Source organism: Paenibacillus sp. FW101-FHT12H11 (assembly GCF_058790355.1).
The window spans coordinates 280561-306973 of sequence record NZ_JBYTCO010000006.1 but is presented as its reverse complement, the minus strand read 5'-3'; the positions used below and the strand labels follow the sequence as shown (position 1 = coordinate 306973).

The following is a 26413-nucleotide window of genomic DNA, read 5'->3' as shown; positions in this document are numbered from 1 at the left end:
GTATCAATCTCCTTATAATAAATTTTCTATTACGCGTTTGGCATATTCCCAATTGTTGAAGTTGCGGACATAAGTTGATTTGCCCTTTTCCGTAATCCTGAAGTACTTGCGACGTCCGCCTTGCGTTTCATCGCCCCAATACCACTCGATATCCAAGTCTGCCTCGAGCCGCCGGAAACTGGCATACATCGTCGCTTCCTTAAGTTCGTATTCGCCCCCTGAGCGCTCGGCGATCAGTTTGACAACCTCATAACCGTAGCGATCAGCTTCAGACAGGAGCCGTAAAATCAGCGTATCCGTATGTCCGCGAAGCAGGTCGGATGTGATCTTGTTATCGCTCATGTCATCACCTCCATATCTGCATAATAAAGCATACTACTGTGACTGTCAAGGTACTATTTTAAATTAAATACTCTGCCTAGGATAATTTCATGCAAATATGAAAAAAGGGCCTATTTCGATGAAATAGCGCCCTGTTGTTCTGCGTTGGGGTGAAAGGAATCGTTGGAGGAGTTAATTTCCTTCCGTAGTTTAGCTTGTTAAGAGCCCAGTAGGAGCACATTTGTGGGGTGTGAACACCTAACGCTGCTAAAAATTCAGCGTTACTGAGACATTTGGCGGATACCAGCAAATTTTATGCGGTGAGGTCCGATTTGCGACTGTGACAACCTATATTGTATTTTGTGCAACCATTTGGCCGTATTTGGCCTCACTTCGCCTCCTATATTGCACTTAATACAACGATTGTTGCATTTAAACTGCATACATCACTTCTTTCGCAACAAATGGTTGTATGATGTGCAACGAAAGGCCGCAATCGCGGTCTGACCACACCATTACGTTGTATATAATGCAACGTAGCCCGCAGCTCCCAACGTGCGCTGTGGCGTCGCATGACGCTCGTCAACCACATGCCTTCGACTTTGCTGCACAGCCGTCCGTCTCGACATCCCCTCATCCTCCGCGCCATGTTAACCGTAGAAATTCCAGCTTCTCCGCCAACGAACATCAATACGGGCAAGCGCTTATCACTCATGGCAGTCCTTTTACAACCCAAAAAAGCAGCATTCTCAATTTCTCGAGAATACTGCTCCCTTTCAAGGCCAAATCAACTTTTATAAGCAATATTTATATCATATTCTTTATCCAGATAACTAGAAATCTGATCACGCGCTTCTGACTTAACGTCAAGCAACCAATCAGCATCAAGTCGATCTACGGTTTCCATACGGATGTTCTCGTACTTCGTTTTGGCCTTCTCTTTTTGCTTCACTAGATTTCTCGTAAACATGAAAAAACTGATCAAAGCCAGCAGGGAAACCGATAAGCGTTGGTTCGAAACAAGCAAGTTAAGGATGGCTAGAGCGTTACCTCCCGAAACTAATAAAACATTGTGATAGAACGATACCGTGAAATATAGTAACAAAGCGCTTGTAAAAATGAGGAATATCCATTGCGTCTTCTTCAGTCTGTCCCATTCTTTCTTTCTCTTTTTCAGTTTTTCTATCAACACTAAGGTATCATTACTTAGATTTAGATCAGGCTGCTTCATCCGCATTCCCCCTCACTAACCATCGTATGCTTGTTCACCGTTAATCTTGCAAGAAAAAAAGACCGAAAGCATCACTCTAAGAGCGTTGTCGAAGATGCTTTGGTCTTTGAATATTCGTGTTTTAGAAACGTTTTTTCCCTACCAGGAATTTTTTGTTTCCTTTTTTTGCAGTTACAGGCACGTGCTTATAGCTGCGGATCATCGGATTTTTGCAGAGCGGGCAGCTTGGTAAAGCTTCCGTAACGAATTCTTTGCGAACCCATGCTTTACAATCTGCCTCTTTACATTTCCAAATTTCAATCTGTTCGACTTCTGGTTTCTGTTCTTCCGTAACGGTACTCGTTGATGTAGACATTTTCAGCATGTTCTCCCTGTTTCGTAGATTAGACTACTTATTATTATACAGATCCCATTTAATATCAAGTCTTTCCCGTGTTCAAAATTATTTACCGATGGTAGAATGAGTAAAGCAGCTACAAATTAGACACACAATGAAGGCAGGAATCTCGCATGACGAATTTGCTACAAGAATGGAAGTCTCAGTTTCAGGGATACAGCCGAAATATTTTGCTGTTCTTTTGCTTCAACTTTGTTTGGAACTTAGGTTTGGGTATGTTCGGACTCGTTTATAACCTGTATGTCAAAAGTCTTGGCTATGAGCAAACGACTGTCGGCAGCATCGTAGGCATGACTTCACTGGCAGCAGCCATCATTCTTATTCCCGCAGGCATTATGAATGACCGATTCGGACCGAAGCGCGTCATTACGTTTGGTCTTGTTTTCACCATTGTCGCATTGACGATTCGCTCCTTATTCGAGGTCGAAGCAGGCATGCTCGTTTCATCCTTCTTCGGAGGCATGGCACTTGCCGTCGTCTCGGCGACCATCCTGCCTTTTATGGCTAACAATTCCACGCCGCAGCAGCGTGTGCATTTGTTCAGTTTCAATATGGCGCTTGTAATGATTGCCAATGTTGTGGGTATCGCGCTCGGTGGCCTGTTATGCGACTTTTTTCAATTCGTCGTTGGGTTAGAGGAAATTTTAAGTCTACGTTTCACATTATTACTTGGCGTTGTGTTCGCTGCGCTTGGCATCATCCCTGTGGCTTTGTTCGAAAAAAGCGAGCAGGAAATTCAGCCGCGGAGGGAACCCCTCAATTGGAAGCGTTCTTGGCACTCACACAAATCTTCTCTTCAAGTCATCGGCATCTTCTGCGTGCTCGGCTTGCTATCCGCGATCGGCGGGGGAATGATTGTCCCTTACTTGAATGTGTATTTCGAGGATCGATTTGAAGCTTCCAAGTCTGCAATCGGCATTGTTGTCGCGTTAGGACAAGGAGCAACGGCAGTTGCCTTTCTTATTGGTCCAATGATTGTGAAGCGATTCGGGGAAGTTAAGTCCGTTGTGTATTTGCAGCTCTGTTCCATCCCATTTCTCCTCCTGACGGCCTTCTCCGCTAATTTCTACTTATCTTCCGGCGGATATTTGTTCCGGCAGGCTTTGATGAACGCGGCGAACCCTTTTTACAACTCGGTCAAAATGAGCTACGTCGACCGCTCGCTGCGCGGACTAGCCTCATCTTCCGGAGAAGCTGTTTTCAACTTAGGCTGGTTCTTGGCGGCTCCGATTAGTACAGGCTTGGTATTCCGCCATGGCGCCTATTACGGCTACGCTTATGCCTTCTGTATTACAGCCGTCGTTTACGTGGTGATCTCTTATTTCTTTTATTTCTTTTTCGGGAAAAATCGGTTCAAACCGGTTGAAGAGTCTCAGTAAAGGAAGAGGAAGAGTCTCGCATAGATCACGGATAAAAATTGGTTCTTTTCTATCGTTGACTTCGACGATGGAAAGGAAATACAATGAAATGAGAGCGCATTCATAGAGTCGCATTGAACTCGTTTTCTATTCCGATTTTGATTGTGAGGAGATTGCTAGTATGAAGAATAAAATCATCTTTAATGGACAAAGTATTGTCTTAACGTGGATGATCTCCTATATCGTTATTCTCCTTTTGCCTGTCGTCATCGGTTTACTTGTGTATGTGGAATCCAATAAAACGTTGAAGGATGAAATTCAACAAGCCAATGATTCCCTATTGAAGCAGGTTCGCGAAGTCATGGATAACCAATTCAAAGCGATGGAACAGCTCAATTTTGAGATCACTTGGAATGTGAACATGCAGGAGCTGCTCTACTCGAATAAATATGAAGCCTTTCCCAAAGAATATCGCTATGATATTTCTCAAATCGCACGTAATCTATCGATGTACAAAACCTCCTATCCGCTGATTGACTCTTTTTATATCTATTTGTATAAGGATCAATCCGTAATTCTCCCTACTACAGTCAGACCGAGCGCTTTTGCCTATCAAACCCTGCATATGAGCGATGAGTTTTCTTTTGCATCTTGGCAAGAAATTATGACTCGTCCCAACTTCAAAGGTTTTATTCCGATGACCCGGATCGGTGACGATAACATGCTGCGCAAAACGGTGGCCTATATCAGCACCTACCCGATGGAACACAATCAGCCTCTTGCTACTAACGTCATCATGGTCGATCAGTCACGCATTCTTGGCGCTATTCAAAATATGGAGATTTTCAATAAAGGCCACGTCTTTATATTGAATAATGAGAATCAGATTCTGGCTTCCAATTCGGCCCATTCGCTTCCCAGCGATTTCCCGTACGACAAATTAATAAACACGCCAAACTTCTATTTCTCCGGCTCTGACCATGAGAAATATGAGGTTTTTAATATTCAGTCGCCTATTTCCAAATTAAAATATGTGTCCATCATGCCGAGTACGATTTATTGGCAAAAGGCTGCTCACATCCGCAATTTGACGTATATGAGCATGGTGATTTCGCTGCTTGGCGGCGGCATTCTAACTTTCTTCTTTTTACGGCGCAATTATAATCCCGTCCGGCGTCTTGTCCATGCATTTTCAAAAAAAATGACCCTTGCCTCAGGCCAGCGCTACAACGAGTTTCATTTCATCCAGGAAGCGGTCGACAGCACCTTGCTTGAGATGGCTGATTTCAAAAGCAAAATGGAACAGCAGCGGCATATGGTCCGCTCCCATTTCCTCGAAAAGTTATTGAAAGGAAAGCTGGACCGGCACATGCCGATTGCCGAAGCTTTGACAACTTTTGATATGAAGCTGGATCGCAAAGACTTTGCCGTTATGCTGTTTGTTGTTGATCAAAGCGCGCCGTTCTTCGAACGGATTACCCATACGTCCGATGAGGATAAGTGGAAGCTGCTGCATTTCATCATTATGAACGTTGTGGAAGAGCTGACATCGAAGCGGCACCGCGGCTATGCAACGGAAATTGACGATTCGATTGCTTGTTTGGTCAATTTAACGTCGGAAGCTGATGCGAACGGCAAGGAGGAACTGCTGCGCATCGCCAAAGAGACCCAACTTTTCCTCTCAACGACCTATAACATTCATTTGACGATATCGATAAGCAGCATACATGAGAAAATTTCAAATGTGCCTCAAGCTTTCTTAGAAGCGCTAGATTCTATGGCCTACAAGTTGGTCATGGGCGGACATGAAATTCTGGCTTATGATGATTTGCAAGCTAACCGTGCCTGTGAGCCGGTTTCCGGCTACTATTACCCACCGCAAATTGAACAACAGTTTCTGTACGCCGTGAAATCGGGTGAATTGGAAGAAGCGAAGAGCATTCTTGCCGAGATTATGAACAAAAATTTTGAAATCCGCGGGATCTCCGTCTCCTTAACCAAATGCTTAATGTTAGGCTTGGTTACCACCATGATGAAGAGCATTAGTGAAACCGGAGACATTCAGGAAAGCTTCTTCATCCGCAATCCCAAGCTGGTCGACAGGCTTTTAAGCAGCATAACCGTCCCGGAAATGAATCTGTATTTGAATGAAATGCTAGAACAAATCTGCACATATACAGCGGCCAAACGGCAGGCAGCCATCTCGCAAACGCGGCAAAAAGCCTTGCAGGAGTTGGTCGAAGAGATTTCTGTGTATATCGAAAATAATTACTCCGATGCCAACTTGAATGTGACCATGATCGGCAGCCATTTTGACCGCAAAGCCACTTACTTGTCGAAGCTTTTCAAAGATTATGTGGGAGAAGGTCTCCTGGATCGCATCAATAAAGTCAGGATCGACAAATCCAAGCAGCTTCTGAAGAGCCAAGAGCAATCGGTCGGAGATGCCGCGAACGGAGTGGGGTTCAATGATATCAATGCCTTTATCCGTGTATTCAAAAAAGTCGAAGGTATCACGCCAGGAAAATACAAAGAACTGATAGAAAAATAGATGTTTTGGGCAGCCAATGGGCTGTCCGCTCCTTTTTATAGGCCTATTTTGGCTATTTTGAAGACCCGATTGGATATTTTGTAGAGCATGTTTCAACAATTCGAGAAGCAATTGGACAATTTGCAGATAGTTATATTGTAAACGTTATCATATAGTTGAGTTGTGACAGAGAACACCTCGTACATTTGCACAAAATGAAGTAGCGTCTGCGAAGCCAGTTGGTCTGGCGAAAAACTTAGTTACTCTTAGGAGGTCAATCTATGCAAAAAAACAGAAAAAAAATGTTCACCGTGCTTGTTGCAACAACGTTAATGGGAAGCTTGACTGTCGCATGTTCTTCATCGAACACGCCGAGTGCAGACACGAGTCCGAAAGCGACGTCCGGAGGGACAACCGCTCCAGCGGCTGCCGCCCCAGCTTCGTACCCGCTCAAAACAGATAAGACTCTAACGTATTGGGGCGAACTGCCCGGCAACGTGACAGGGGTCAAAGCGGCTCACGCCGACATTCCTTTCTTCCAGGAATGGCAGAAAAAGACCGGTGTTCCATTAAAGTTCCTTGCACCTCCTACTAACCAAGCTTCGCAAGCATTGAACGTTTTGTTAGCATCAGGCGATCTTCCGGATATGATCGAGTTTGACTGGCAAGGGGCGTTCCCTGGCGGTCCTGAAAAAGCGATCAAAGACGGCTACATTTTGAAGTTGAATGATACGATTGATAAGTTTGCACCTAACTTGAAGAAATATCTCAAAGAACATCCGGAGATCGACAAACAAGTAAAAACCGATAACGGCAGCTACTATTCCTTCCCGTTCATCCGCGGCGATGATTACTTGCGTGTCTATCAAGGTCCAATTATCCGCAAAGACTGGCTCGATGAACTAGGTCTGCCGATTCCAGAGACGATTGACGATTGGTATACGACTCTTAAAGCCTTTAAAGAGAAGAAAGGCGCTACAGCTGCCTTCTCCGTCGTCAGCGTGCCTAGACCGTTCAATGAATTAGGAAACGGGGCTTTCGCAGGTGCTTATGGCGTGACGCGTGATTTCTATATTGACAATGGCACGATTAAATTTGGTCCGGCTGAAAAAGGCTACAAAGACTTCTTGGCAACCATGCACAAATGGTATGAAGAAGGCTTAATTGATAAAAACTTCGCAACAGCGGACGGCAAAGCTTTGGATGCGAATATGGCTTCTGGCGCAACAGGCGTTACCGTCAATAATGCTGGCGGCGGTATCGGTAAATGGCAGCCGCTGATTTCGGCGAAGGATCCGAAAGGCGTGCTCGTTGCAGCGCCATATCCAGTACTCAAAAAAGGCGATATCGCGATGTACGGCCAGAAAGATCCATCCTTCTCGCCAGGCGGCATGGTTGCGATCACAGCTTCTTCCAAAAATATTGAGACGGCTGCTAAGCTTCTTGACTATGGTTACTCCGAAGAAGGTCATAACTACTTTAACTTCGGTACAGAAGGCGTTTCCTACAAAATGGAAAATGGATACCCGAAATATACAGACCTGCTCATGAAAAATCCGGATAAATTAGCACCGGCACAAGCTCTGTCCTTGTATGTACGCGGTAACTACAATGGTCCATTCGTTCAAGATAAACGTTACATCGAGCAATATTTAGCCTTGCAAACACAACGTGATGCCGTTACAACTTGGCAAAAAACAGACGTAGATAAACATAAACTGCCGCCAGTCACAGCTACACCGGAAGAAAGTACAGAGCTAGCCAAAATCATGACTGACGTCAACACGTTAGTTGATGAAATGACGCTCAAAATCATTTTGGGCACAGAGCCTGTAGATTCCTTCGAGAAATATCAAGAGAAATTCAAGTCGGTTAAACTGGACCGTGCGCTTGAAATCAAGAAAGCATCCCTGGATCGTTTCAACAAAAGATAGATAACAGGCCAGGGGGAGGGCAATCGCCCTCCCTGCTTTACTAGAACTTCGCGGCGAAAGGAGAGATCTCATGCGCAAAGCAGGACAAGCAACGTTCCAAGTACGTTTCAAGCGCGATTTTTTGCTCAACAAATATTTGTACCTGATGATGGTTCCCGTGCTGGCCTACTACATTGTCTTCCATTATGCGCCGATGTATGGAGCTCTGATCGCTTTTAAAGAATACACCCCGATTAAAGGTATTTTGGGCAGCTCATGGGTCGGCTTCCAGCACTTCAATGATTTCTTCAGTTCCTATTATTTCTGGCGAATTCTCAAAAACACGGTGATTATCTCGCTTTACTCTCTATGTTTTGAGTTTCCTGCACCTATTATTTTGGCGATTCTGATCAATGAGTTGACGAATAAAAGGTTTCAGCGTTTCGTACAAACCGTTACGTACATGCCTTATTTCATCTCCCTCATCGTGATCGCCGGGATGATCAAAGATTTTACGAACAATGGCGGGTTAATTAATAACTTTCTGACTCACTTTGGCGCCAGTGATACGGCGATGCTGCAGAAGCCTGAGATGTTTCGAACGATCTATATTTTATCGGAAATTTGGCAGAAGATCGGGTGGGAGTCTATCATCTATTTAGCGGCTCTCATGGGAATTGATCAGGAGCAATATGAAGCGGCGAAAATGGACGGGGCCAACAAAATCAAGCAGATCTGGCATATTACCCTCCCGGGTATTCTACCGACCATCGCGATCATGTTCATTCTGCGCATGGGGAATCTATTAAACGTTGGTTTCGAAAAAATTATTTTGCTGTATAACCCCAGCACGTACGATACGGCTGATGTCATTTCCTCCTTCGTTTATCGAAAAGGATTAATTGAATTCGGCTGGAGCTACAGCTCCGCGGTCGGTTTGTTCAATTCCGTCATCAATCTGGCCTTACTCATTGCAGCAAATAAAATCAGTAAAAAAGTAAGTCAAAGCAGCTTATGGTGAGGAAGGAGGGACTGAAGTGAAAACCAGCTACTCAGACAAATTATTTACTACGATCAACCATATTGTATTGCTTCTACTCGTTGTCGTTACGTTGTATCCACTTCTCTACGTCACCTTCGCTTCCATCAGTGATGCAGGGCAGTTGATCACTCACAAAGGGTTTTTGTTCAAGCCATTAGGTTTCAGCATGGAAGCTTACAAAAGCGTATTTAAAAACCCTGCGATTCTCAAAGGTTACCAAAATACACTTTTCATCCTGATCTTCGGGGTCATAACCAACCTCATCGTTACATCTTTAGGGGCTTATGTGCTTTCCCGTAAAAATGTGATGTGGAACAATGTGTTTATCTTCATCGTTGTCGTTACAATGTTTTTCAGCGGCGGTCTCATTCCGCTCTACTTGGTGGTCAAAGGCGTGGGCTTAATCGACTCCTTATGGGCTACGATTCTACCTTTTGCCGTTAACACTTTCAATTTGATCATCATGCGTACAGCCTTCATGGCCGTACCTGAAAGCCTTGAGGAATCTGCGAAAATGGACGGGGCCAATCACTTCGTCATTTTATTCCGCATTATTATCCCGCTCTCCATGCCGGTTATTGCTGTTATGATTCTCTATTATGCTGTTGAGAAATGGAATGGTTGGTTCTATGCCTCCATCTTCCTAAAGGATCGAGACTTGTATCCGCTTCAGCTCACGTTAAGGGAAATTCTAATTTCGAATAACACCGACTCCATGTCAACCGGTGCCAACGCAGCCGATCAATTTCAAATTGGGGAAACGATCAAATATGCAACGATCATGGTAGCTTCCGTGCCCATTCTTATTCTGTATCCATTCGTGCAAAAGTATTTCGTCAAAGGCGTCATGATTGGCGCTGTCAAAGGGTAAAATTACAGCATCAAAACGCCGTTCACCTACTTCGTAGGATGCGGCGTTTTGGTTTTTTCGTTTACTTTTTGAAAGCTTTAGGCAACAGCAGTTTCTTGTGTAAAACTTGGCCATACACTATAGGGTCACAGTAATGCTCATTTGAGAGGAGAGGCCTACATGAAAGTTGATCTGGGATGCGGCGAGCATAAACATAGGCATTTTTTTGGAATTGATCGTGTTGGCGGCCCGGAAGTGGACATGGTTTGCGATATCAATGACGGAATTCCGCTGCCCGATCATTCCGTTGAATTTGTCATGGCCAGCCGTAGTCTGCCTTATGTAAACGATCTCCTGGCTGTCATGTCCGAGCTGTACCGGATTTGTGTCCACAAAGCAATCGTCTGTATCTTATCTCCGTACGCCCATCATTTTCGTCATATGTCCAATCCCCATCTTAAGCAAAAATTTGATGAATATACGCCCCGTTATTTCACTAATCATTTCCAACAGCCCCCAGGCAGTCCCCTCAGCCCCAATGTCCCCAGCTATACAGGCAGCTCTGTGCCATTTGATTTCCGGCTGCTGAAGATGGAATTTTTCTATGAATCTCCCTTTAGCCCCCCGCTGTATGATCAGGATGAATTGGACTTGTTGCTCCAGCTTCAGCCGAATGTCGTGAGTGAGATTATGTATCAATTCGTTGTTGTCAAAAAAGAACTCTCTGCCGACGAATGGTTATGGATGTGCAATCAGCCATACCGTGAACCTCAGTGGGCCGAAGCGTTAAGACAACCTGCTCCGACCGTCGTTGTGGAACCCTCCGTACCGGAAACGTCTATGACATTTAACCCTCCAGCTCTGGACTTCTATAGCCATAAGCCTGCTAAATCAACCAAAACAATCCCCCGCAGCACCAAAAAGAAGCTTTAATAAATTCAACATAACAAAACTTTATATGTTCTGATCATGTTTTCCATTTCACATCATACCATGTAACCATCGGCCTAAAATCACCAGCCACCACAGCGAACTTCCTTCAGCTATCTAACGAACGTTCAAAATCTAGGGGGTGACGATCATAGCTCTCGTCGTCAGGTCCACACTCAACGCGACTGGCGCGATCACGTTCACCGGAAATACACTTGGCTTAAGTCGCTCCGATACGGTAGGCCAACCGGGAACACAAGACAGCATCGGTGCTTTCACCACCGTGAATACTGCGCTGAAATTCGGGACGTATCCCGCAGGAACCACCAATCTCTACACTTCGAATAATTCAGCTGCCATTCTCACCATTCCTGCAGGAAGTACCGTACTTTATGCAGAGCTGATCTGGGGCGGATCTTATATCAACGGCAATGTTGACCTGAGCGCTGTGATCAACAATCCGGTTTCGTTTACGACACCAGCAGCCACCTTTAGTATCACGCCTGATAATGCAACGAAAAATGAGTTTAACTTGGGCAGCGGTGCATTCGGCTATGTGCGCACAGCCAATGTCACGACTCAGGTGCAGCAAGGGATGGGCGGTACTTACACCGTAGGAAGCGTGCCTGGTACGATTGTCATTACCGGGGATCAGACAGCCAACCATTGCGGTTGGACGCTCGCCGTTATTTATCAGAATCCGAGCCTGCCTTTCCGGAACATGTCATTACGCGTCGGTGCCGTACTCGTCCAGTCTACCTCTCCTCCGGTGAACACCACCATTACCGGATTCGCTACACCGGTAACAGGCACACTAGGCGGTAGAGCGCTTTTCAGCGCCCAGGAAGGTGATGCGAACCGAACGGGGGATCAGGCATTATTCGGGCCTACATCGGCCTCGCTCGTCGCGTTATCCGGACCGAATAACTTTGCCGCTAACTTTTTTGCTTCCCAGATCAATAACGATGCAGGACAGCTTAACACCACAGGGACGTTCGGCTCACTCAACCAAATCAACGGAGCTCCCGGATCGAACATTAGCGGAGGCCGTCAAGGCTGGGACATTACGAACGTTGATGTCTCCGCACGGTTAACGAACAATCAGTCCTCTGCCATCCTGCAATTGACTACCTCCGGGGATGCGTATGTTGTCAATGCCAACGCCATTCAAGTTGATATTAATGCACCCAAAATTAGTGTGACCAAAAGCGCCAATGTAACCGGAGCGGTCGTAGGCGATACCATCACCTACACGGTAACGACCACCAACTCAGGGACAGCCAGCGCCGCCAGCATCGTATTGTCCGATGCCTTGCCAGCCGGCTCAACCTTCGTCCCGGGCAGTGTCATCGTAGCAGGCGTATCACAGCCGACTTACGATATTACAACAGGTGCGCCCCTTGGCTCCCTGGCCTTCGGCTCATCTATCACCGTTTCTTATAGAGCTACGGTCACGAGTCTTCCGGATCCGCAATCGCTGGCGAATACGGCGAATGCCGCTTTCACTTTCCAAAGCGTTGCAGGCGGTAATGTGATTTCAGGCGTCATTCCATCGAATACGGTGTCGACAACCGTTTATTCACCGAAGATTGCGATTGTGAAATCCGCAAGCACGGCGAACGGTTCTGTCGGGAGTACGGTAACCTACACCCTGCAAATTGCGAATACCGGGAATAGAAGTGCCGTCATGAACGTTACCGATAACATACCTGCAGGAACCTCTTTCGTTACGAACAGCTTCAAGGTTAACGGAGTCACAGTTCCTGGCGCCAATCCGGTCACAGGTGTAAACATTGGCACTGTAGCAGCCAGCGGAACATCAACGGTCACCTTTGATGTACTGATCAATTCCCTCCCTTCTCCGCCGCAGCTCGTGAATACAGCGAATAGTACATACACGTTCCAACCGCCTGACGGTCGTACGATCTCGGGAACCGCCGGCTCCAATACGGTGACCATTCCCGTCCGTTTGCCAAGCGTAGGTGCTGTCAAAAGCGCTAATGTTATCGACGCGGTTGTCGGAGATACCTTTACATACAGTACGGTGATTACGAATTCAGGCGTAGAAAGTGTGACGAATGTCATTCTCACGGATGCCATTCCCCAAGGCGCGACTTTTGTATCCGGCACCGTCGTCGTCGGAGGAAGTTCGAGGCCAAGTGCAGTCCCTGGGGGCGGCATCGCCGTAGGCACCATAACGGCTGGCAGCTCGGTGACCGTGACCTTCCAGGTCAATGTCGTTTCTTTACCCGCTTCCGGCCAATTGAGCAACCAGGCTTCTGTTTCTTACAGCTCCGGTACGTTTGCCGGAACTACCTTAACGAACACGATTACGACACCCGTGTTTCAAGCTGTTGTCACTGTGACCAAGAGTGTGAATAGCACGAATGTTACCGTTGGGGCAACGCTGACGTACACGCTTCTGGTTCGCAATCAAGGTAATATCGCTGTTCAACCAACGGTCGTGGATACCATCTCGCCATCCACGACGTTTGTGATAGGCAGTGTTACAATAAATGGCGTTTCCAGTCCAAGCGCTAATCCTGCCCTTGGCATTCCGGTAGGATCTATCCCGCCTTCCGGTACAAGTGAGATCAAGTTTCAAGTCGTCGTGCAGAACCTGCCGTCTCCGCCAAGACTTCAAAATCAAGCAACGGCAAATTACACGTACCAACCACCGGACGGACGCACGCTAAATGGCAGTGCCGTATCCAATACGACGGATATTCCCGTATCCGCCCCCAATGTCGCCGTAACCAAATCCGTGAATCTAGCGTTTGCGGCACTCGGTGAAACACTGATTTACACGCTCAACATTACGAACAGCAGCGTTGTTCAAGTAAGCAGCGTCACCCTGCAGGATTCTCTGCCAGCCGGGGTTACGTTCCAAGCCGGAAGCGTGACGATAGACGGTGTGCCAAGATCTTCAGCGGACCCGAATACCGGCTTCTCGGTTGGCAACATTGCGGCCGGCGCCACCACACAGGTCATTTTCCGGGCAACCGTCACTTCGGTTCCCACGCCGGCGCAGGCTGAGAATCATGCCAGTGTAAGCTTTAACTCCGGTGTTTTCTCCGGAGCAGCTTTCTCAAACAGCGTCATCACGCAAATTCAGCAGCCCATCCTATCCATTGTCAAAAGCTCCAACCTAACACTGGCCGTTCTCGGCGATATTGTCGTTTACAAATTGGAGGTGGGCAATACCGGCAGTTCTCCTGCCAACGTGACGTTAACGGATAACATTCCCGCAGGCACGACGTTTATCGTGAATAGCGTTATTATCAATGACGCCCCCTTGCCAGGCGTTGATCCTGTGAGCGGTATTCCGCTCGGCACGCTTGATGTGGGTGCAAAAAAAACCGTTACCTTTGAAGCGACGGTAACTTCCCTGCCAACGCCGCAGCAATTGGTCGATCAGGCCAGCGCCTCCTACACCTTTACGCTCTCAGATGGCCGAACGCTCTCTGGTTCCGGCATTTCAAACACGGTAACCATACCTGTATCAGCTCCTAACGTGAAGGTGATGACCACCAGCAATGTCAGCTCTGCCGTTCAAGGAGACACCGTCACCTATACCATCGTAGTCACCAACCAAGGTGTCGCTAACGTCAACAATGTGATTCTTACGAGCATTGCCGATCCGAGCACTTCATTTATTCCCGGAAGCGTCCTGGTAAACGGTGTTTCCTTGCCGAATACCAATCCGTCGACCGGTATTCCAATCGGTACCTTGGCGCCTAACAGCCCGGTTACCGTGACTTTTGAGGTGAAAATCACAATGCCAACGCCACAAATCATTAACCAATCTTCGGTCAGCTTCACATCGGGATCCTTCTCAGGGTCATCATCCTCCAATGATGTCATAACTCCCGTTACCCAACCGAATATCACGGCAGTTAAGACAGCCAACACAACCAGCGCAACTGTCGGCGATACTGTTCTATATAGTATCGTCGTGTCGAACACAGGCAACCTTGCAGGGGATGTCATTGTCACGGATACGATTCCTGCAGGAACCTCTTATGTAGCGAATAGTGCGCAAGTCGACGGGATGCCTCAACCTGGCTCAGATCCCGTTGCAGGGATTAATGCCGGTTCCATCGCGCCCGGTACGTTTAAGACCGTAACCTTTTCCGTGTTGATTGAAACTTTGCCCAGCCCGCAAACGATCAGCAACATCGCTACGGCTACATACACGTTCACCCCGCCGGATGGCCGTCTCATCACACGTTCGGTCACATCAAATACCGTTACGTTCCCGGTCTCTTCGCCAAACGTAACCGTATCGAAAAGTACGACTTCTACGGCTTTAACCATAGGCGATACCATTACGTACAGCACGTCCATCATGAATAGCGGGATTGCCCCCGTTAATAATGTCGTATTCACGGATCAAATTCCTGCTGGCGGCACGTTTGTTCCAGGAAGTGTCGTCATCATCGGCGCACCACCGCCGGTTGTTCCTCCGAACCCGGCCACTGGGGTTCAGCTTGGCACGATTGCGGTTGGCGCTACGGTCACCGTGAATTTCAATGTGCTCGTTACTTCCGTACCGGCTCCAGCACAATTAACGAACCAATCTGCCGTTACTTTCACATCAGGCGCACTCTCCAGCACAACCTTCTCAAATATCATAACCACACCTATTTACCAACCCGTTATTGGAGTTCTGAAAGCCGGAAGCACTTCGAATGCAACGGTCGGGGACACCATCGTATACACGCTGAATGTCTCTAACACAGGTAACTATGCGGCTTCTGCCATCCTTACAGATACGATCCCGGCCGGCACCTCCTTTCAACCAAACAGCGTGTTCGTTGGAACGACGCCCGCTCCGGGGGCAGATCCTTCAACAGGTATTGATATCGGTTCCGTACAGCCAGGTGCTACAATTCCTGTCTCTTTCTCCGTCGTGATCGACAGCCTGCCGAACCCTCAGGTGCTATCCAATACCGGAACCGCTGCTTACTCGTTCACACTGCCGGACGGCCGACCGTTCAACCGTTCCGCCACGTCGAATACCGTAACCATATCCGTTTCTTCGCCTGATGTCAGTGTTGTGAAGAGCACAACTGTGACGGATGCCGTCGTGAACGATATTATTCCGTACACCATCGTCATAATGAACAATGGAATTGCGCCTGTGAACAGTGTTGTTTTCTCCGATCCTTTGCCATCCGGATTAGCTTTTATTCCAGGCAGCGTCGTCATTGTCGGAGCGCCTACACCGCCTGTTCCGCCAAATCCAATATCCGGCATTGCGCTGGGCACTATCGCGCCTGGCGGAACGGTTACCATCACGTTCAATGTCAGAGTCGTTGCCCTGCCTGATCCTGCACAGCTAAATAACCAAGGCATTGTCAGCTTTACCTCCGGCGCTCTTTCGGCGGTTGCTTTCTCCAACACCATTACAACGCCGGTTTATCAACCTATTCTTGCTGCAGCCAAAACGGCAAGCTCCACCAATGCCACAATTGGCGATCTCATTATTTATACGGTAAAAGTCAGCAATACCGGAAACTATGCAGCTAGTGTCAACTTATTTGATCCAATTCCTAATGGAGCTACTTTCCAACAAAATTCTGTTGTACTTAACGGAATCACCCAGCCAGGAGCTGATCCTACTACAGGCATTCCATTCACTGCACAACCCGGTGTTACTAACACTGTAACCTTTGCTGTTGTCATTACTTCGCTGCCTAGTCCGCAAGTATTAACGAATACGGCTACGGCGAACTTCAGCTTTAGTCCGCCGGATGGCCGGGTTATTACAGGTTCAACAAATTCCAATACCGTAACCATTCCGGTATCCGCCCCGAATGTCACGGTCGGGAAATTGACAACCGCTACTGATGCCGTAGTCGGCGATACGATCACTTATTTCGCTAATGTGAGCAATAACGGCATTGCGGCCATCAACAGTGTTCAATTCTTTGATCAGCTTCCTGGTTCCACAATCTTCGTTCCAGGCAGCGTTACGATCGATGGCACTCCGGTATCCACCGCTGATCCAACCAAAGGAATATCGCTTGGCACTATTCAGCCGGGCATATCCGTTGCCGTTTCTTTCAAAGTCACCGTTAACTCCTTGCCGGCATCCGGACTGCTTACGAATCAATCGTCCGTCAGCTTTACGAGCGGCGCCTTTGCCGCATCCGCCTTCTCCAACACCGTCATCGTGCCGGTCTATCAGCCGATTATCGCTATCATCAAAAGCGCAAATACAACCAATGCCACTGTCGGCGATACGGTCGTTTACACGCTTACGCTTCACAATTCCGGGAATCTGCCTGCCGTTGCAACAGTCTTCGATACCATTCCGGCAGGAGCCGAATTTGTTCCTAATAGCGTGATTGTCGACGGTCAGCTTCAGCCTGGCGCTAATCCAGCTACTGGTATTAATGCTGGAACCATTCCTCCGGGCGATACAATTACCGTGAAAATATCGCTGGCTGTCACCGTAGAATCCTTGCCGTCTCCACAGCAATTAGTGAACACAGCAACCGCCAACTACACCTACTCGCCGCCAGATGGTCGGGTGCTGTCAGGTTCCGTTGCTTCCAACACGCTCGTAATTCCAGTATCCTCACCAGATGTTAGAGTGGTGAAAAGCTCCGATGTCATCGACGCAATCGTTGGCGATACGATTACGTACACAGTTGTTGTCACCAATAGCGGCATAGCCACAGTCAACAATGTTGTTCTAACGGATCCAATCCCAACTGGAACTGTATTCGTTACAGACAGTGTGACGGTTAATGGCGACCCAAGACCAGGCCAGAATCCAAGTACAGGCGTTCCGCTCAACGCCATTCCGGCAGGAACATCTGTCACCGTTAAATTCGAGGTGACGGTCGTATGACGGCCGAATCCCAACCTCCCAAACATTTAATTAATCAATCCGTCGTTCGTTTCAGTTCTGGCAACATGACCAGCCACGCCTATTCCAACACTGTAGATACCCCTGTGGTTGGTCCCCTCATTACGATCAGAAAGAGAGCGAATACGTCTGAAGCCGCGCTCGGTCAAGTCGTGACTTATACCTTGACAATCGCCAATAAGGGTAACTTGGATGCACAAGTTACCCTTTTTGACACCATGCCGGACGGGACTTCGTTAGTTCCGAACAGCGTTATCGTGGATGGCGTCCCCATGCCCATGGCCAATCCCGATAAGGGCATTTATGTGGGGACGATTCGTATCGGCCAGCACATCGAAGTAAACTTCCAAGTGGTTGTGCTTGAACCCTCTTCTCAGCTGAAAAATCAAGCAACGGCAACCTATATCTTCCATACATCAGGAGGAAGATCCGCTTCAGGGAGCGCAAAATCGAATACCGTCATCATTCCTTTTGAGGAAACGAAAGTCAGCTTTAAGAAACACGCAGATAAGATCTACACATTTGTCGGCGATACCGTCACGTTTTTATTCACTATCAAAAATAAAGGAAGCTATTCAATTGACAAAATGCTTTTTGTAGATCGGCTGCCAAGCGGTGTTCGTTTCGTTGCGGGCAGCGTAAAAGTCGGGCATACCTCCTACCCGTCAGCAAATCCCGCGAATGGCATTTCGCTTAGCGAGCTGCCCGCATATGAGGATCTATCTCTTCAGTTCCAAGTCACCGTTACCCATGCTCCCTCTTCCGGACGCATCGTGAATGACGCGGAGCTTGTCTTACACCTCAGAGACCACAAGCAAAAAATGACCTCCAACTCCATTTCATTGGAGGTTTACGATCCTGCGATTTCGGTTGTCGAGTCCGTCCTGCAGCCAAAGGCTACGCTGGGCGATACCTTGACCTATTCCTTAATCGTTACAAACAAAGGCAACATTGCGGCCGAAATTTGGCTGTCCGACTTCATCCCTGAGGGCAGCTCCTACGTACTGGGAAGCTTAACGGTGAATGGAGCTCCGTATGGCAATTCACTGTTATCCAGCTCTGTTTATGTCGGGCAATTGCCGGCAAAAAACCAAATGGCCGTCACGTTCCAAGTTACGGTCAACGCCGTTGCCATTTCCGCCGAACAGACCGAACTAACCAGCCATACCGACGTGTTATTTAATTTCCGCCTGCCGGATGATCGTGTTGTCTCCGATCATGTGCTGTCCAATACGGTAAGCGTCGAATTGCTGCGGCCGGTTGTAACCATCGTCATCTTTGCAAATCCTTTAATTGCCGAGCCTGAATCCACGGTCCATTACAGGATCCAAGTAACCAATTCAGGCAATCTTGCTGCAAGCAGCGTGTTTCTTCACGATTGGATTTCTCCCTTGACTACGTTGAACGCCGGTACCCTGCGAATCAACGGCTCTCCGATGAACCAAATCTTGAGTTCATCCCAGCCTTTATCACTTGGAGTGATCATGCCTCAAGCCATAACCGAAATCACCTATTCAGCGACAGTTGTTCTTAGACCGAATGCCAAACGCATTCCGCTAAGAGCATCCGCCAAATATGTGTATCAAGTAAATGATCCGGTTCATACGGGAACGGCGTTGTCCAATGAAGTTGTTATTCGAATCGAGGAGGCGGAAGAATAAAAAAGCCGGGGCAACTAACTGTGCCCCGACTTTTTCTATTTACGGTCATTGATCGCTTTAATCAGTTCAACCGGAATTTTCGGCTTCCGATCATACGTGAGCAAACCGTTAATTTCTTGTTCCACATCCGTTAATTGCGTATAGCAATAGCCTTGAACAACACCGGAGTTTAGAAGCGGACGAATGACAGCGCGCAGCTTTTGCTCGTAATCTTCATCGTTTTCTGCACCTGAGTAACCCCAGCCTTCCCACTCGCTTTTCTTATAAGCGATCCCGCCAAACTCAGTAACCAGAATCGGCTGATTCTCATATGGGAAACCTTCGACAAACAGGCGGCGATTAGCCGGCATTGCATGAACGGCTTTCTCTTTGGTGCTGTAACGCTCTGTCAAGACCTCTTCTCGCCACTCATAATCGTGAATCGCGAACAAATCCGTTTTCACCAGTTCCCAACCGTCATTCGAAATAACAGGACGCATCGAATCAATCGATTTGGTCAAATGATACATCGTCAGCGCGTGCTGCTGCTGCCTTTTATCGATCTGGATATTAGGAACTCCCCAGCTCTCATTTAAAGGAACCCATGCAATGATGGATGGATGGTTGTAATCGCGATCGACAGAGGCTTGCCACTCTTTCGTAAAGCGTTCTACATACTTCTCCGTGTACTCGTAAGCGTTAGCCGCTTCGCTCCAGACAACAAGTCCGAGCTGATCGCACCAGTACAGATATCTAGGATCTTCCAGCTTCTGATGCTTACGCGCTCCGTTAAAGCCCATCGCTTTCGTCAGTTCCACATCTTGTTTAATCGCCTCATCACTCGGCGGCGTCAAGTTGCCATCTGGGAAATAACCTTGGTCCAGCACCATTTTCAGGAAATAAGGACGGTTGTTCAGGCAAAGCTTGCCATTCTCGATCGACACTTTACGCATCCCGAAATAGCTCGTCACTTGGTCAACAGGTTGTTCATCGACCAGCAGTGTGAACGTCACGTCGTACAAATTCGGACGCTCCGGCGTCCACCAACCGCCAAGTCCGTGATCATTAAAATCATTCAGACGAACCGCTCTTGTCCCCACGCTGTCTTTTAATAAATAGGTATCTTCAGAAACAAGTTTGCCTTTAAAAGAAATTTCAACCTTCACCTGCTGCTTCTCATGCGCTTTGGCGGCTTCGATGAAAAATTGCAATTCCACCTGCTTATTATCAATGTCCGGCGTAATTCTCACTTTATCTAAATATGCATCGGCGCTTACCGCTTCCATCCATACGGTTTGCCAGATACCCGTCGTTCTCGTATAGAAAATGCTCGCTGAGTCGGAGAGCCAATACTGCTTCCCTCTAGGCAGCGTCACGTCTGTGCTGTAATCAACAGCCTTAACAACTAACTTATTTGTACCTGACTGAAGAGCATCGGTAATGTCCGCGTGAAACGGCGTATGCCCGCCTTCATGCGTAGCAACCAAAGTACCGTTCACCCAAACGGACGCCTCATAATCAACAGCTCCAAAGTGGAGCAAAATCCGCTTATTTGCAAAGGAATCCGGAATCGCCAAATCTCTGCGATACCAAACAACATCATGAAATTCATTGCTGCCAATACCGCTTAATTTACTTTGAAAAGCGAAAGGCACTTGGATCCTTTGGGATAACGCTTTGTTCCCTAAATGCCATTTCTCTTTGCTGCCTACGCGGTCATCATCAAATTCAAATTCCCATTCGCCATTCAAGTTCATCCAGCTGTCTCGTACAAATTGTGGCCTTGGGTAATCTGCTCGGGGTTGATTCGTCATGGGTAACGCTACCTCCATAAAGTTAATTAATAAGTTAATTAAATAAGTCCATTGCAACTAAGACTATTATCATCCCAAGCTCATTTTCTGTCAATACATGTTATTCAATTAACTTGTAAGTTATTATAAACGCATGAAAAAAGGACGGCACCGGAGAAATCCCCTGCATCGTCCTCTTTCTTTAATCCATGTAACCGGCTAATCCATGTTTCATTAAGTAGGCCATTTCCGCTTCCAAAATAGTGTCCACCGCGAGCTCCGTCAACTTCACATCCGGTCTGCTCAGAATATGATCGATCAAATCGTCGCTGTCGATGTCCACTTCCCCTTTGGAACTTTGTTCAGCCTTCAGAATATACGCTTTCTCATATTTCAGCACGAGCTGAATTTGTTTGGCATCTGCTTTTGATTTTTCTACGATAAATTGGATAAGCTCTTGTTCGTTTAATTCCTTACTCATGACGGTTCATCTCCTAATGTCCTATTCGTGTTTATGACTATTGTAGCATAGTTGTCCCGCTTTTATTTTTTCAGTCAGCCTACACGTCTTGCCAGGCCCATGTTAACATAGAATGAGATGGAAAAACATACCTAAAATACGCACAACAAAGGGGGCTATCATGGATCTAGAATTACGAGTAGCCGCATTGGAAAAAAGAGTAAAAGAGCTCGAACTGCTGCTGGACCATGCACTTAACCGACCAAATGCATCTGGATCTGAACGCACAGAGGCATCAGCTCCTGCTAGCGAGCATTCCCAGCCGGCTCCGCGTCAGCTCCTCCAGCGGGAAACCGTTCCCGCCAAAGAGCCCGCTCCCCCAAGAGATTGGGAGCACTTGATCGCCCGCGTCTGGCTGCCGCGCATTTTTATCATCGTCTTCCTGCTTGGCGTGCTCTGGGGGTTTACAGCAGCCGTAAGCGCCGGCTTCATTACAGAGCCTGTCCGCTGCCTACTCGGAGTTGTCGCAGCAGGCCTCATGTATTGGCAAGGGGAAACGCAAATACGCCGTAAACGCGCAGCATTGGGGCAAGTGCTGCTCGGCGGAGCGAGCGGGGTTCTGATCTTATCCCTTTTCGCTGCCCACATGCTGTTTGAGCTGATCCCGTCCTGGCTTGCTTTTGTGCTTTACATTGTTTCTATTGCAGCTAGTGTGTTCATAGCGATTCGCCATCGTTCACAAGCCCTCATGATTATTACCTTACTTGCGGGTTATCTTGTTCCGTTCATGGTCGATTCTGCGCATCCGAATATGTGGGTTTTCGCTGGCTATGAAGGTCTCTTCTCCATGGCTATGATGGTGTTATCGCTGCGCTACGCCTTCCGAGGTGCTTATTTCACCGCCTTTGGCGTACTCCATCTGCCTTTGCTCATTTCGACCCTGCTCAGCCATACAGCGAGTGACAAACCTGCCGTGCTAACCGTTATCATCTTGCAGCACCTGCTGCTTTTCGGCATAACACTCCTGCGTTCGGAAGACAGCCGAATTGGACAGCGCATCACGTTATTCTTAAGCTTTGGCCTCGTCGCAGCCTGGACATACGGTTTCTACGGCACGGCTGACAGCGATAGGCACGTCTATGAATGGATGCTGGCTCTCTGGTCGCTTTTATACATCGGAACTTCCTCTTGGCTTTACTTGCAAAAGAGGGCCTTCTCCGTCCACGTATCCATCGCAACATTCAGCATCTTTTTATGGCTGATTTTCGTCCTCCATGCCGATCAAGCCGGATCAGCGCTGCTAGTCGAAGGCGGCATCGCGCTTTGCCTGGGTGTCCGCTTCCAAAGCAGGCTGCAGCAAATCAGCGGAGCTCTTACCTATTTCATCGGGATGCTGTTCGTTCTCACCCATCCGATCCATGATATCGGTTCACATGAAACTTTTGCTTGGCTTGTGCTTGTGGCTACTATCGGCGGCCTTTATGCGTTCTATCGCTCTTCTGCTCAGAAAGGCCTTGCGCCGTCACGCATCTCACTTCTTTTGCTATGGATGGCATTCGTACTGCTCCTCATCTTCGTATCACAAGTAACGAACGCCTTAACGAAGGCTCTCAATAGCGATTACCAACATCTCGTTCTCTCCGGTGTTTGGGCGATTTATGCGGTGCTCTTGATTGTCGCAGGACTATTTGTTCGAAGAGCAAAGGCAAATCTAATCGGCATCCTGTTCTTGTTTGTAACCCTGCTCAAAATTATTTTCATTGATCTGCCTGATGTGTCTACCGCCATTCGTGCGATCCTGTTTATCGGACTTGGAGCCATTGGCGTTGGGATTTCCAGGTTGTTTTATAAGCGTAAATAAACAAGCTATTATAGACGCAATCGAGCGGCCTTCATCTCCACTTATCTTATGGAAATGAGGGTTTTTTTCACTTTTTCAGGGACAAAATAGAATGTGAACTTTCCTTGAATTCATTGCATTGCGTCTCAAAATAGCGTATATTCTACACTTGTGGTTATTTAAATCGAATATAATATGTATTTATTTACAAATAAATACATTCATACAGATGAAGAGGTGTATCGTTCATGACATTGAAACAAACAGCCGCAGGCGTGATCCTGCTTACAATGATGGTGACTGGAGCAGCTTGCTCCTCAGCACCAAAAAATACAGCGACTAGCCCGTCTCCAAGCGCAAGCGCAGCAGCTTCCCCGCAAGCAACAGCTGAAACGCAGGATACGATTAACATGAAAGGCTACATCGGCGCTAGAATTTCTCAAGAGAAGGTCGGCTTCCTCTTCGGAGAAGCCAAATCCAAAGATGGCAAGCTGATCCTTAACCCTATCGCCGCTGATAGCAAAGAGAAAGCCGTAAAATTTCTTTCCAGCTACTTCGATGCAGCAATGGCCGATAAATTGGCGGCTCACTATTTGACGGAGCAAAAAGCGGACGGATCGATTGTAACGAATCCGACTTCCTTTTTCCCGACGAACCTGCTAGATACAACCAAAGCAGACGTTACATTTGACACGGCAAATACGGCAGATCAAGTCAAATTCACGACAAAAGACGGCGCCACTTATACAACGAAAAAAGTAAACGACAAATTCGTTATCTCCGACGTAGCAAAAAAATAAGCATATCGACATCAGACAGGCGAATCCGAGATTCGACCTGTCTTTTTCTTTTCCCTGATCTTATCTATAGTGGCCGATACCTTCTCCTATGTTGCGCTTTTTGCAATCTAGCGGCAACATGACGGCCGATGCCGCCTTCTACACTGTACAAACTGCAACGTAGAATACAAAATAGAGTGATTTTTACGCTATTTTGATTGAATTCATTGTACTTTGTGCAATGAAGAGAAGGATAGTGGGGTTTTAAGCTGTTGTATGTTGTAAAAAGTACAACATACATAGACATGGAAGCGAAGGCCCATAGCTAGCGAGAGGCAGTCATGCCGAGTAAATGGAATTACTTGGCGCAAGGTGGCCAACTGCCAAGCTATGCTTACTTAGCGCGACACGCCACCCCTCATCAATAAAAAGAGACCCACAGCAACGGGCTGCGGGTCTTAAAGTATATATATTTTAAAGGGGGTCGAGTTCTATTATAAGCCCGCTTCATTAAAGCCAGATGAATAACATATTTCTTTTTGATTACAAAATTAAGTTCAAATTGTAAACGTAACGCCTTTATGGCACTTTTATGGTAAAAGGTACGATAAACACTTCATTCTGATGCTGAAATTGTCCCCAGATTTTATAAACTCCGCTTTTGGGGAACACAATCGTGAAAGCTGCCGTTGGTCCTGATCCCTTCTGCTCGTTCGGGTGGACATGGACATACTCCCTCGCATCGTCGCTAATGGCAACCACATGCCCCAAGCTGCCCAGATAGGGCTGCAGATCAGTGATTGGCTGTTTCGTCCGGGCATCCTTGATCGTGAAGATCATATCCAGCCCCATCCCCGCCATGAGGTGGTCGAATGCAAGCGTAACTTCCTTACCGCCCACCTCTTTCGTCAACGAGGTATCCGGTTGAAGGACCGTCATCTTCGGCTCTTTCCCCTTCATCGTGACCCAGTGCGTTTGCACCGTCTCTCCACTTCCTTGCGGAGTAAAATCAGCAATCAGCTGATAATAGCCGCTGGCAGGGAATTTCGTCTTGACGATGAATTGGCCTTGACCGACATGCTCCGGATGAAGATGATCAAAATAGGACAGATCCTTGCTCACCACGATCAGATGCATCAGCTTCTCATGCATGAGGTCAAAACGATCAATCGGTTTATTCCATTTATCCTGGATAAGAATCGTGATCAATGCCTCTTCCCCAGGCATGTAACGATCCATGGCAACCGAGAAATGGGCTATGGCATCATCGCTGTGGGCATGTGTCGGCATGGCCTCCATATTCCCAGACATCTGCATCCCTGACATATCCATAGTCGTGCTTTGATTCCCACAAGCGGCTAAGAGAACAGCCAAACCCATGAGAAGGATGACAAGCTGCTTCATTGATTTCTTCCAGTCGTGAGCGGGGATGTCAGCATGCTTAATCCCATCGAACAGAGGCCGCAAATAAAGATCGTGCCGCCCCACAGCTCAGGAGACCAATCCAACGTGTGAAACAAACGCAAATCGGCAAAATACAGGCTCCAGATCAGAACGGGCAGCAGGAAGAAAACGCCGCGATACTGCCACGCTCCAGCTTCTTTTTCTTTGATCGATTTCAAAAGCAAATCACCGATTATCCCACTAATGAGCAGAATCACGATAGAACCATAGTGCGAGAACCCATCCAGCACCGCCATCAATACCGCCTCAAACACAAACAAATAGGTCACCGTTCCGAAAGGCAACTTCCACCTTCTCATCACTAGCATAATGGGCAAAACAAGCAGCATCGTTGTAATCAGGAAATCTACAACTGCTTTAGCCACTGCGTCTTCTTCCCTGGCCATCCATAAATTCTGACGAAACGACCAGGCATACATAAGAAAAAAAGCCAACACGGCAAAGGTCAGCGCCACGGAAGTCAAGGCAGGCAGCAGCCGGCGAAAGCTCGGAGAAAAGTCCTTCTCCGCATAACTCATCGCACGATACGGGCTGGTCAGAATCATCAGCGCCCCGGTCAATAGAATCAGATGGGTCGGGCTTAAGAGCGCTTCAATATTTTTCTCAATGCCAAATATCGTATGCCATAACATATCGCCGATACCGCCGATAAAAAAGAGGATGACACCGGCGACACCGAGCTTATAGCCCGTAGGAATAGACGCTGCCCAAGTAGCATGATGGGCTTTTATTTTGTTTTGATAAGTAATAATAAGAATCCAAATCGCACAGGCCAAATAACCGGAGTACAAAATCGCATGCCATGGCGTAAAAAAAGTCTCAACCACCCCATGATTATGGGCAAAGCCATCGATAAACAAGCCGACAATCAGCCACATCCCCATCACCATGGTGACGGCATGTTTGAAAATTCCAACCGTACCCGCGGATCGCGCCACTTTCAGTTGTACCGACAAACGAATCAGCTCCCAATATTTGTCATGAT

General features: G+C 47.4%; 17 protein-coding genes. 10 read left to right on the top strand and 7 right to left on the bottom strand.

Annotated elements, in window-relative coordinates:
- Positions 1–12 precede the first annotated feature (12 nt).
- The 3 genes from AC3WTJ_RS21125 to AC3WTJ_RS21115 form a co-directional block, all read right to left on the bottom strand.
- On the bottom strand, positions 13–342 hold the full coding sequence (locus AC3WTJ_RS21125) for a PadR family transcriptional regulator (RefSeq protein ID WP_492523506.1): 330 nt from the start codon (positions 340–342) through the stop codon (positions 13–15).
- 766 nt (positions 343–1108) lie between these two features.
- Entirely contained in the window at positions 1109–1552 is a 444-nt protein-coding gene (locus tag AC3WTJ_RS21120; protein WP_492523505.1) for a DUF2663 family protein, read from the bottom strand.
- 121 nt (positions 1553–1673) lie between these two features.
- The gene (locus AC3WTJ_RS21115) at positions 1674–1907 is read right to left on the bottom strand and encodes a cold-inducible protein YdjO-related protein (protein ID WP_127457457.1); all 234 of its coding nucleotides are present in this window, start codon (positions 1905–1907) and stop codon (positions 1674–1676) included.
- A 155-nt stretch (positions 1908–2062) separates the two neighbouring features.
- Here AC3WTJ_RS21115 and AC3WTJ_RS21110 point away from each other — a divergent pair, with 155 nt between their 5' ends.
- The 8 genes from AC3WTJ_RS21110 to AC3WTJ_RS21075 all read left to right on the top strand — a co-directional run bounded on the left by AC3WTJ_RS21110 (position 2063) and on the right by AC3WTJ_RS21075 (position 19113).
- On the top strand, positions 2063–3328 hold the full coding sequence (locus AC3WTJ_RS21110) for an MFS transporter (protein ID WP_492523504.1): 1266 nt from the start codon (positions 2063–2065) through the stop codon (positions 3326–3328).
- 160 nt (positions 3329–3488) lie between these two features.
- Positions 3489–5858 carry an AraC family transcriptional regulator gene (locus tag AC3WTJ_RS21105; RefSeq protein ID WP_492523503.1) on the top strand — a complete coding sequence of 790 codons (2370 nt, stop codon included), beginning with the start codon at positions 3489–3491 and terminating at the stop codon, positions 5856–5858.
- Between the two features lie 260 nt (positions 5859–6118).
- Positions 6119–7771 carry a type 2 periplasmic-binding domain-containing protein gene (locus AC3WTJ_RS21100; RefSeq protein WP_492523502.1) on the top strand — a complete coding sequence of 551 codons (1653 nt, stop codon included), beginning with the start codon at positions 6119–6121 and terminating at the stop codon, positions 7769–7771.
- Positions 7772–7841: 70 nt separating this feature from the next.
- Positions 7842–8771: an ABC transporter permease gene (locus AC3WTJ_RS21095; RefSeq protein ID WP_127457453.1), complete on the top strand. Its 930-nt coding sequence runs from the start codon at positions 7842–7844 to the stop codon at positions 8769–8771.
- 16 nt (positions 8772–8787) lie between these two features.
- Positions 8788–9663: a carbohydrate ABC transporter permease gene (locus AC3WTJ_RS21090; RefSeq protein ID WP_492523501.1), complete on the top strand. Its 876-nt coding sequence runs from the start codon at positions 8788–8790 to the stop codon at positions 9661–9663.
- Positions 9664–9822: 159 nt separating this feature from the next.
- The gene (locus AC3WTJ_RS21085) at positions 9823–10575 is read left to right on the top strand and encodes a hypothetical protein (RefSeq protein WP_492523500.1); all 753 of its coding nucleotides are present in this window, start codon (positions 9823–9825) and stop codon (positions 10573–10575) included.
- Positions 10576–10714: 139 nt separating this feature from the next.
- On the top strand, positions 10715–17434 hold the full coding sequence (locus AC3WTJ_RS21080; protein ID WP_492523499.1) for a DUF7507 domain-containing protein: 6720 nt from the start codon (positions 10715–10717) through the stop codon (positions 17432–17434).
- Positions 17431–19113 (top strand): COG1361 family protein, encoded by a 1683-nt coding sequence (locus AC3WTJ_RS21075; protein WP_492523498.1) that lies wholly within the window; start codon positions 17431–17433, stop codon positions 19111–19113. The genes AC3WTJ_RS21080 and AC3WTJ_RS21075 overlap by 4 nt, the downstream gene beginning before the upstream one ends.
- 35 nt (positions 19114–19148) lie before the next feature.
- Here the strand turns inward: AC3WTJ_RS21075 and AC3WTJ_RS21070 are convergent, their stop codons facing one another.
- Together AC3WTJ_RS21070 and AC3WTJ_RS21065 are read right to left on the bottom strand one after the other, a co-directional pair.
- Positions 19149–20906, bottom strand: coding sequence for a glycoside hydrolase family 2 protein (locus AC3WTJ_RS21070; RefSeq protein ID WP_492523497.1), 1758 nt, complete (start codon positions 20904–20906; stop codon positions 19149–19151).
- A 181-nt stretch (positions 20907–21087) separates the two neighbouring features.
- On the bottom strand, positions 21088–21366 hold the full coding sequence (locus AC3WTJ_RS21065; protein ID WP_157322909.1) for a hypothetical protein: 279 nt from the start codon (positions 21364–21366) through the stop codon (positions 21088–21090).
- A gap of 160 nt (positions 21367–21526) precedes the next feature.
- On the opposite strand from AC3WTJ_RS21065, the gene AC3WTJ_RS21060 reads away from it, so the two are divergent.
- Entirely contained in the window at positions 21527–23206 is a 1680-nt protein-coding gene (locus AC3WTJ_RS21060) for a DUF2339 domain-containing protein (RefSeq protein WP_492523496.1), read from the top strand.
- 227 nt (positions 23207–23433) lie between these two features.
- Positions 23434–23985 carry a hypothetical protein gene (locus tag AC3WTJ_RS21055; protein ID WP_492523495.1) on the top strand — a complete coding sequence of 184 codons (552 nt, stop codon included), beginning with the start codon at positions 23434–23436 and terminating at the stop codon, positions 23983–23985.
- A 558-nt stretch (positions 23986–24543) separates the two neighbouring features.
- On the opposite strand, the gene AC3WTJ_RS21050 is transcribed toward AC3WTJ_RS21055, so the two are convergent.
- Positions 24544–25368 (bottom strand): DUF8832 domain-containing protein, encoded by an 825-nt coding sequence (locus AC3WTJ_RS21050; RefSeq protein ID WP_492523494.1) that lies wholly within the window; start codon positions 25366–25368, stop codon positions 24544–24546.
- Entirely contained in the window at positions 25365–26384 is a 1020-nt protein-coding gene (locus AC3WTJ_RS21045) for a hypothetical protein (RefSeq protein ID WP_492523493.1), read from the bottom strand. Before AC3WTJ_RS21045 ends, AC3WTJ_RS21050 begins: the two co-directional genes overlap by 4 nt.
- Positions 26385–26413 lie beyond the last annotated feature (29 nt).

Coding starts and splice junctions, on each gene's coding strand:
- AC3WTJ_RS21055 (WP_492523495.1), top strand. CDS start 23,434: ATGACATTGAAACAAACAGCCGCAGGCGTGATCCTGCTTACAATGATG.
- AC3WTJ_RS21125 (WP_492523506.1), bottom strand. CDS start 342: ATGAGCGATAACAAGATCACATCCGACCTGCTTCGCGGACATACGGAT.
- AC3WTJ_RS21050 (WP_492523494.1), bottom strand. CDS start 25,368: ATGAAGCAGCTTGTCATCCTTCTCATGGGTTTGGCTGTTCTCTTAGCC.
- AC3WTJ_RS21115 (WP_127457457.1), bottom strand. CDS start 1,907: ATGTCTACATCAACGAGTACCGTTACGGAAGAACAGAAACCAGAAGTC.
- AC3WTJ_RS21100 (WP_492523502.1), top strand. CDS start 6,119: ATGCAAAAAAACAGAAAAAAAATGTTCACCGTGCTTGTTGCAACAACG.
- AC3WTJ_RS21105 (WP_492523503.1), top strand. CDS start 3,489: ATGAAGAATAAAATCATCTTTAATGGACAAAGTATTGTCTTAACGTGG.
- AC3WTJ_RS21065 (WP_157322909.1), bottom strand. CDS start 21,366: ATGAGTAAGGAATTAAACGAACAAGAGCTTATCCAATTTATCGTAGAA.
- AC3WTJ_RS21110 (WP_492523504.1), top strand. CDS start 2,063: ATGACGAATTTGCTACAAGAATGGAAGTCTCAGTTTCAGGGATACAGC.
- AC3WTJ_RS21085 (WP_492523500.1), top strand. CDS start 9,823: ATGAAAGTTGATCTGGGATGCGGCGAGCATAAACATAGGCATTTTTTT.
- AC3WTJ_RS21075 (WP_492523498.1), top strand. CDS start 17,431: ATGACGGCCGAATCCCAACCTCCCAAACATTTAATTAATCAATCCGTC.
- AC3WTJ_RS21060 (WP_492523496.1), top strand. CDS start 21,527: ATGGATCTAGAATTACGAGTAGCCGCATTGGAAAAAAGAGTAAAAGAG.
- AC3WTJ_RS21095 (WP_127457453.1), top strand. CDS start 7,842: ATGCGCAAAGCAGGACAAGCAACGTTCCAAGTACGTTTCAAGCGCGAT.
- AC3WTJ_RS21070 (WP_492523497.1), bottom strand. CDS start 20,906: ATGACGAATCAACCCCGAGCAGATTACCCAAGGCCACAATTTGTACGA.
- AC3WTJ_RS21120 (WP_492523505.1), bottom strand. CDS start 1,552: ATGAAGCAGCCTGATCTAAATCTAAGTAATGATACCTTAGTGTTGATA.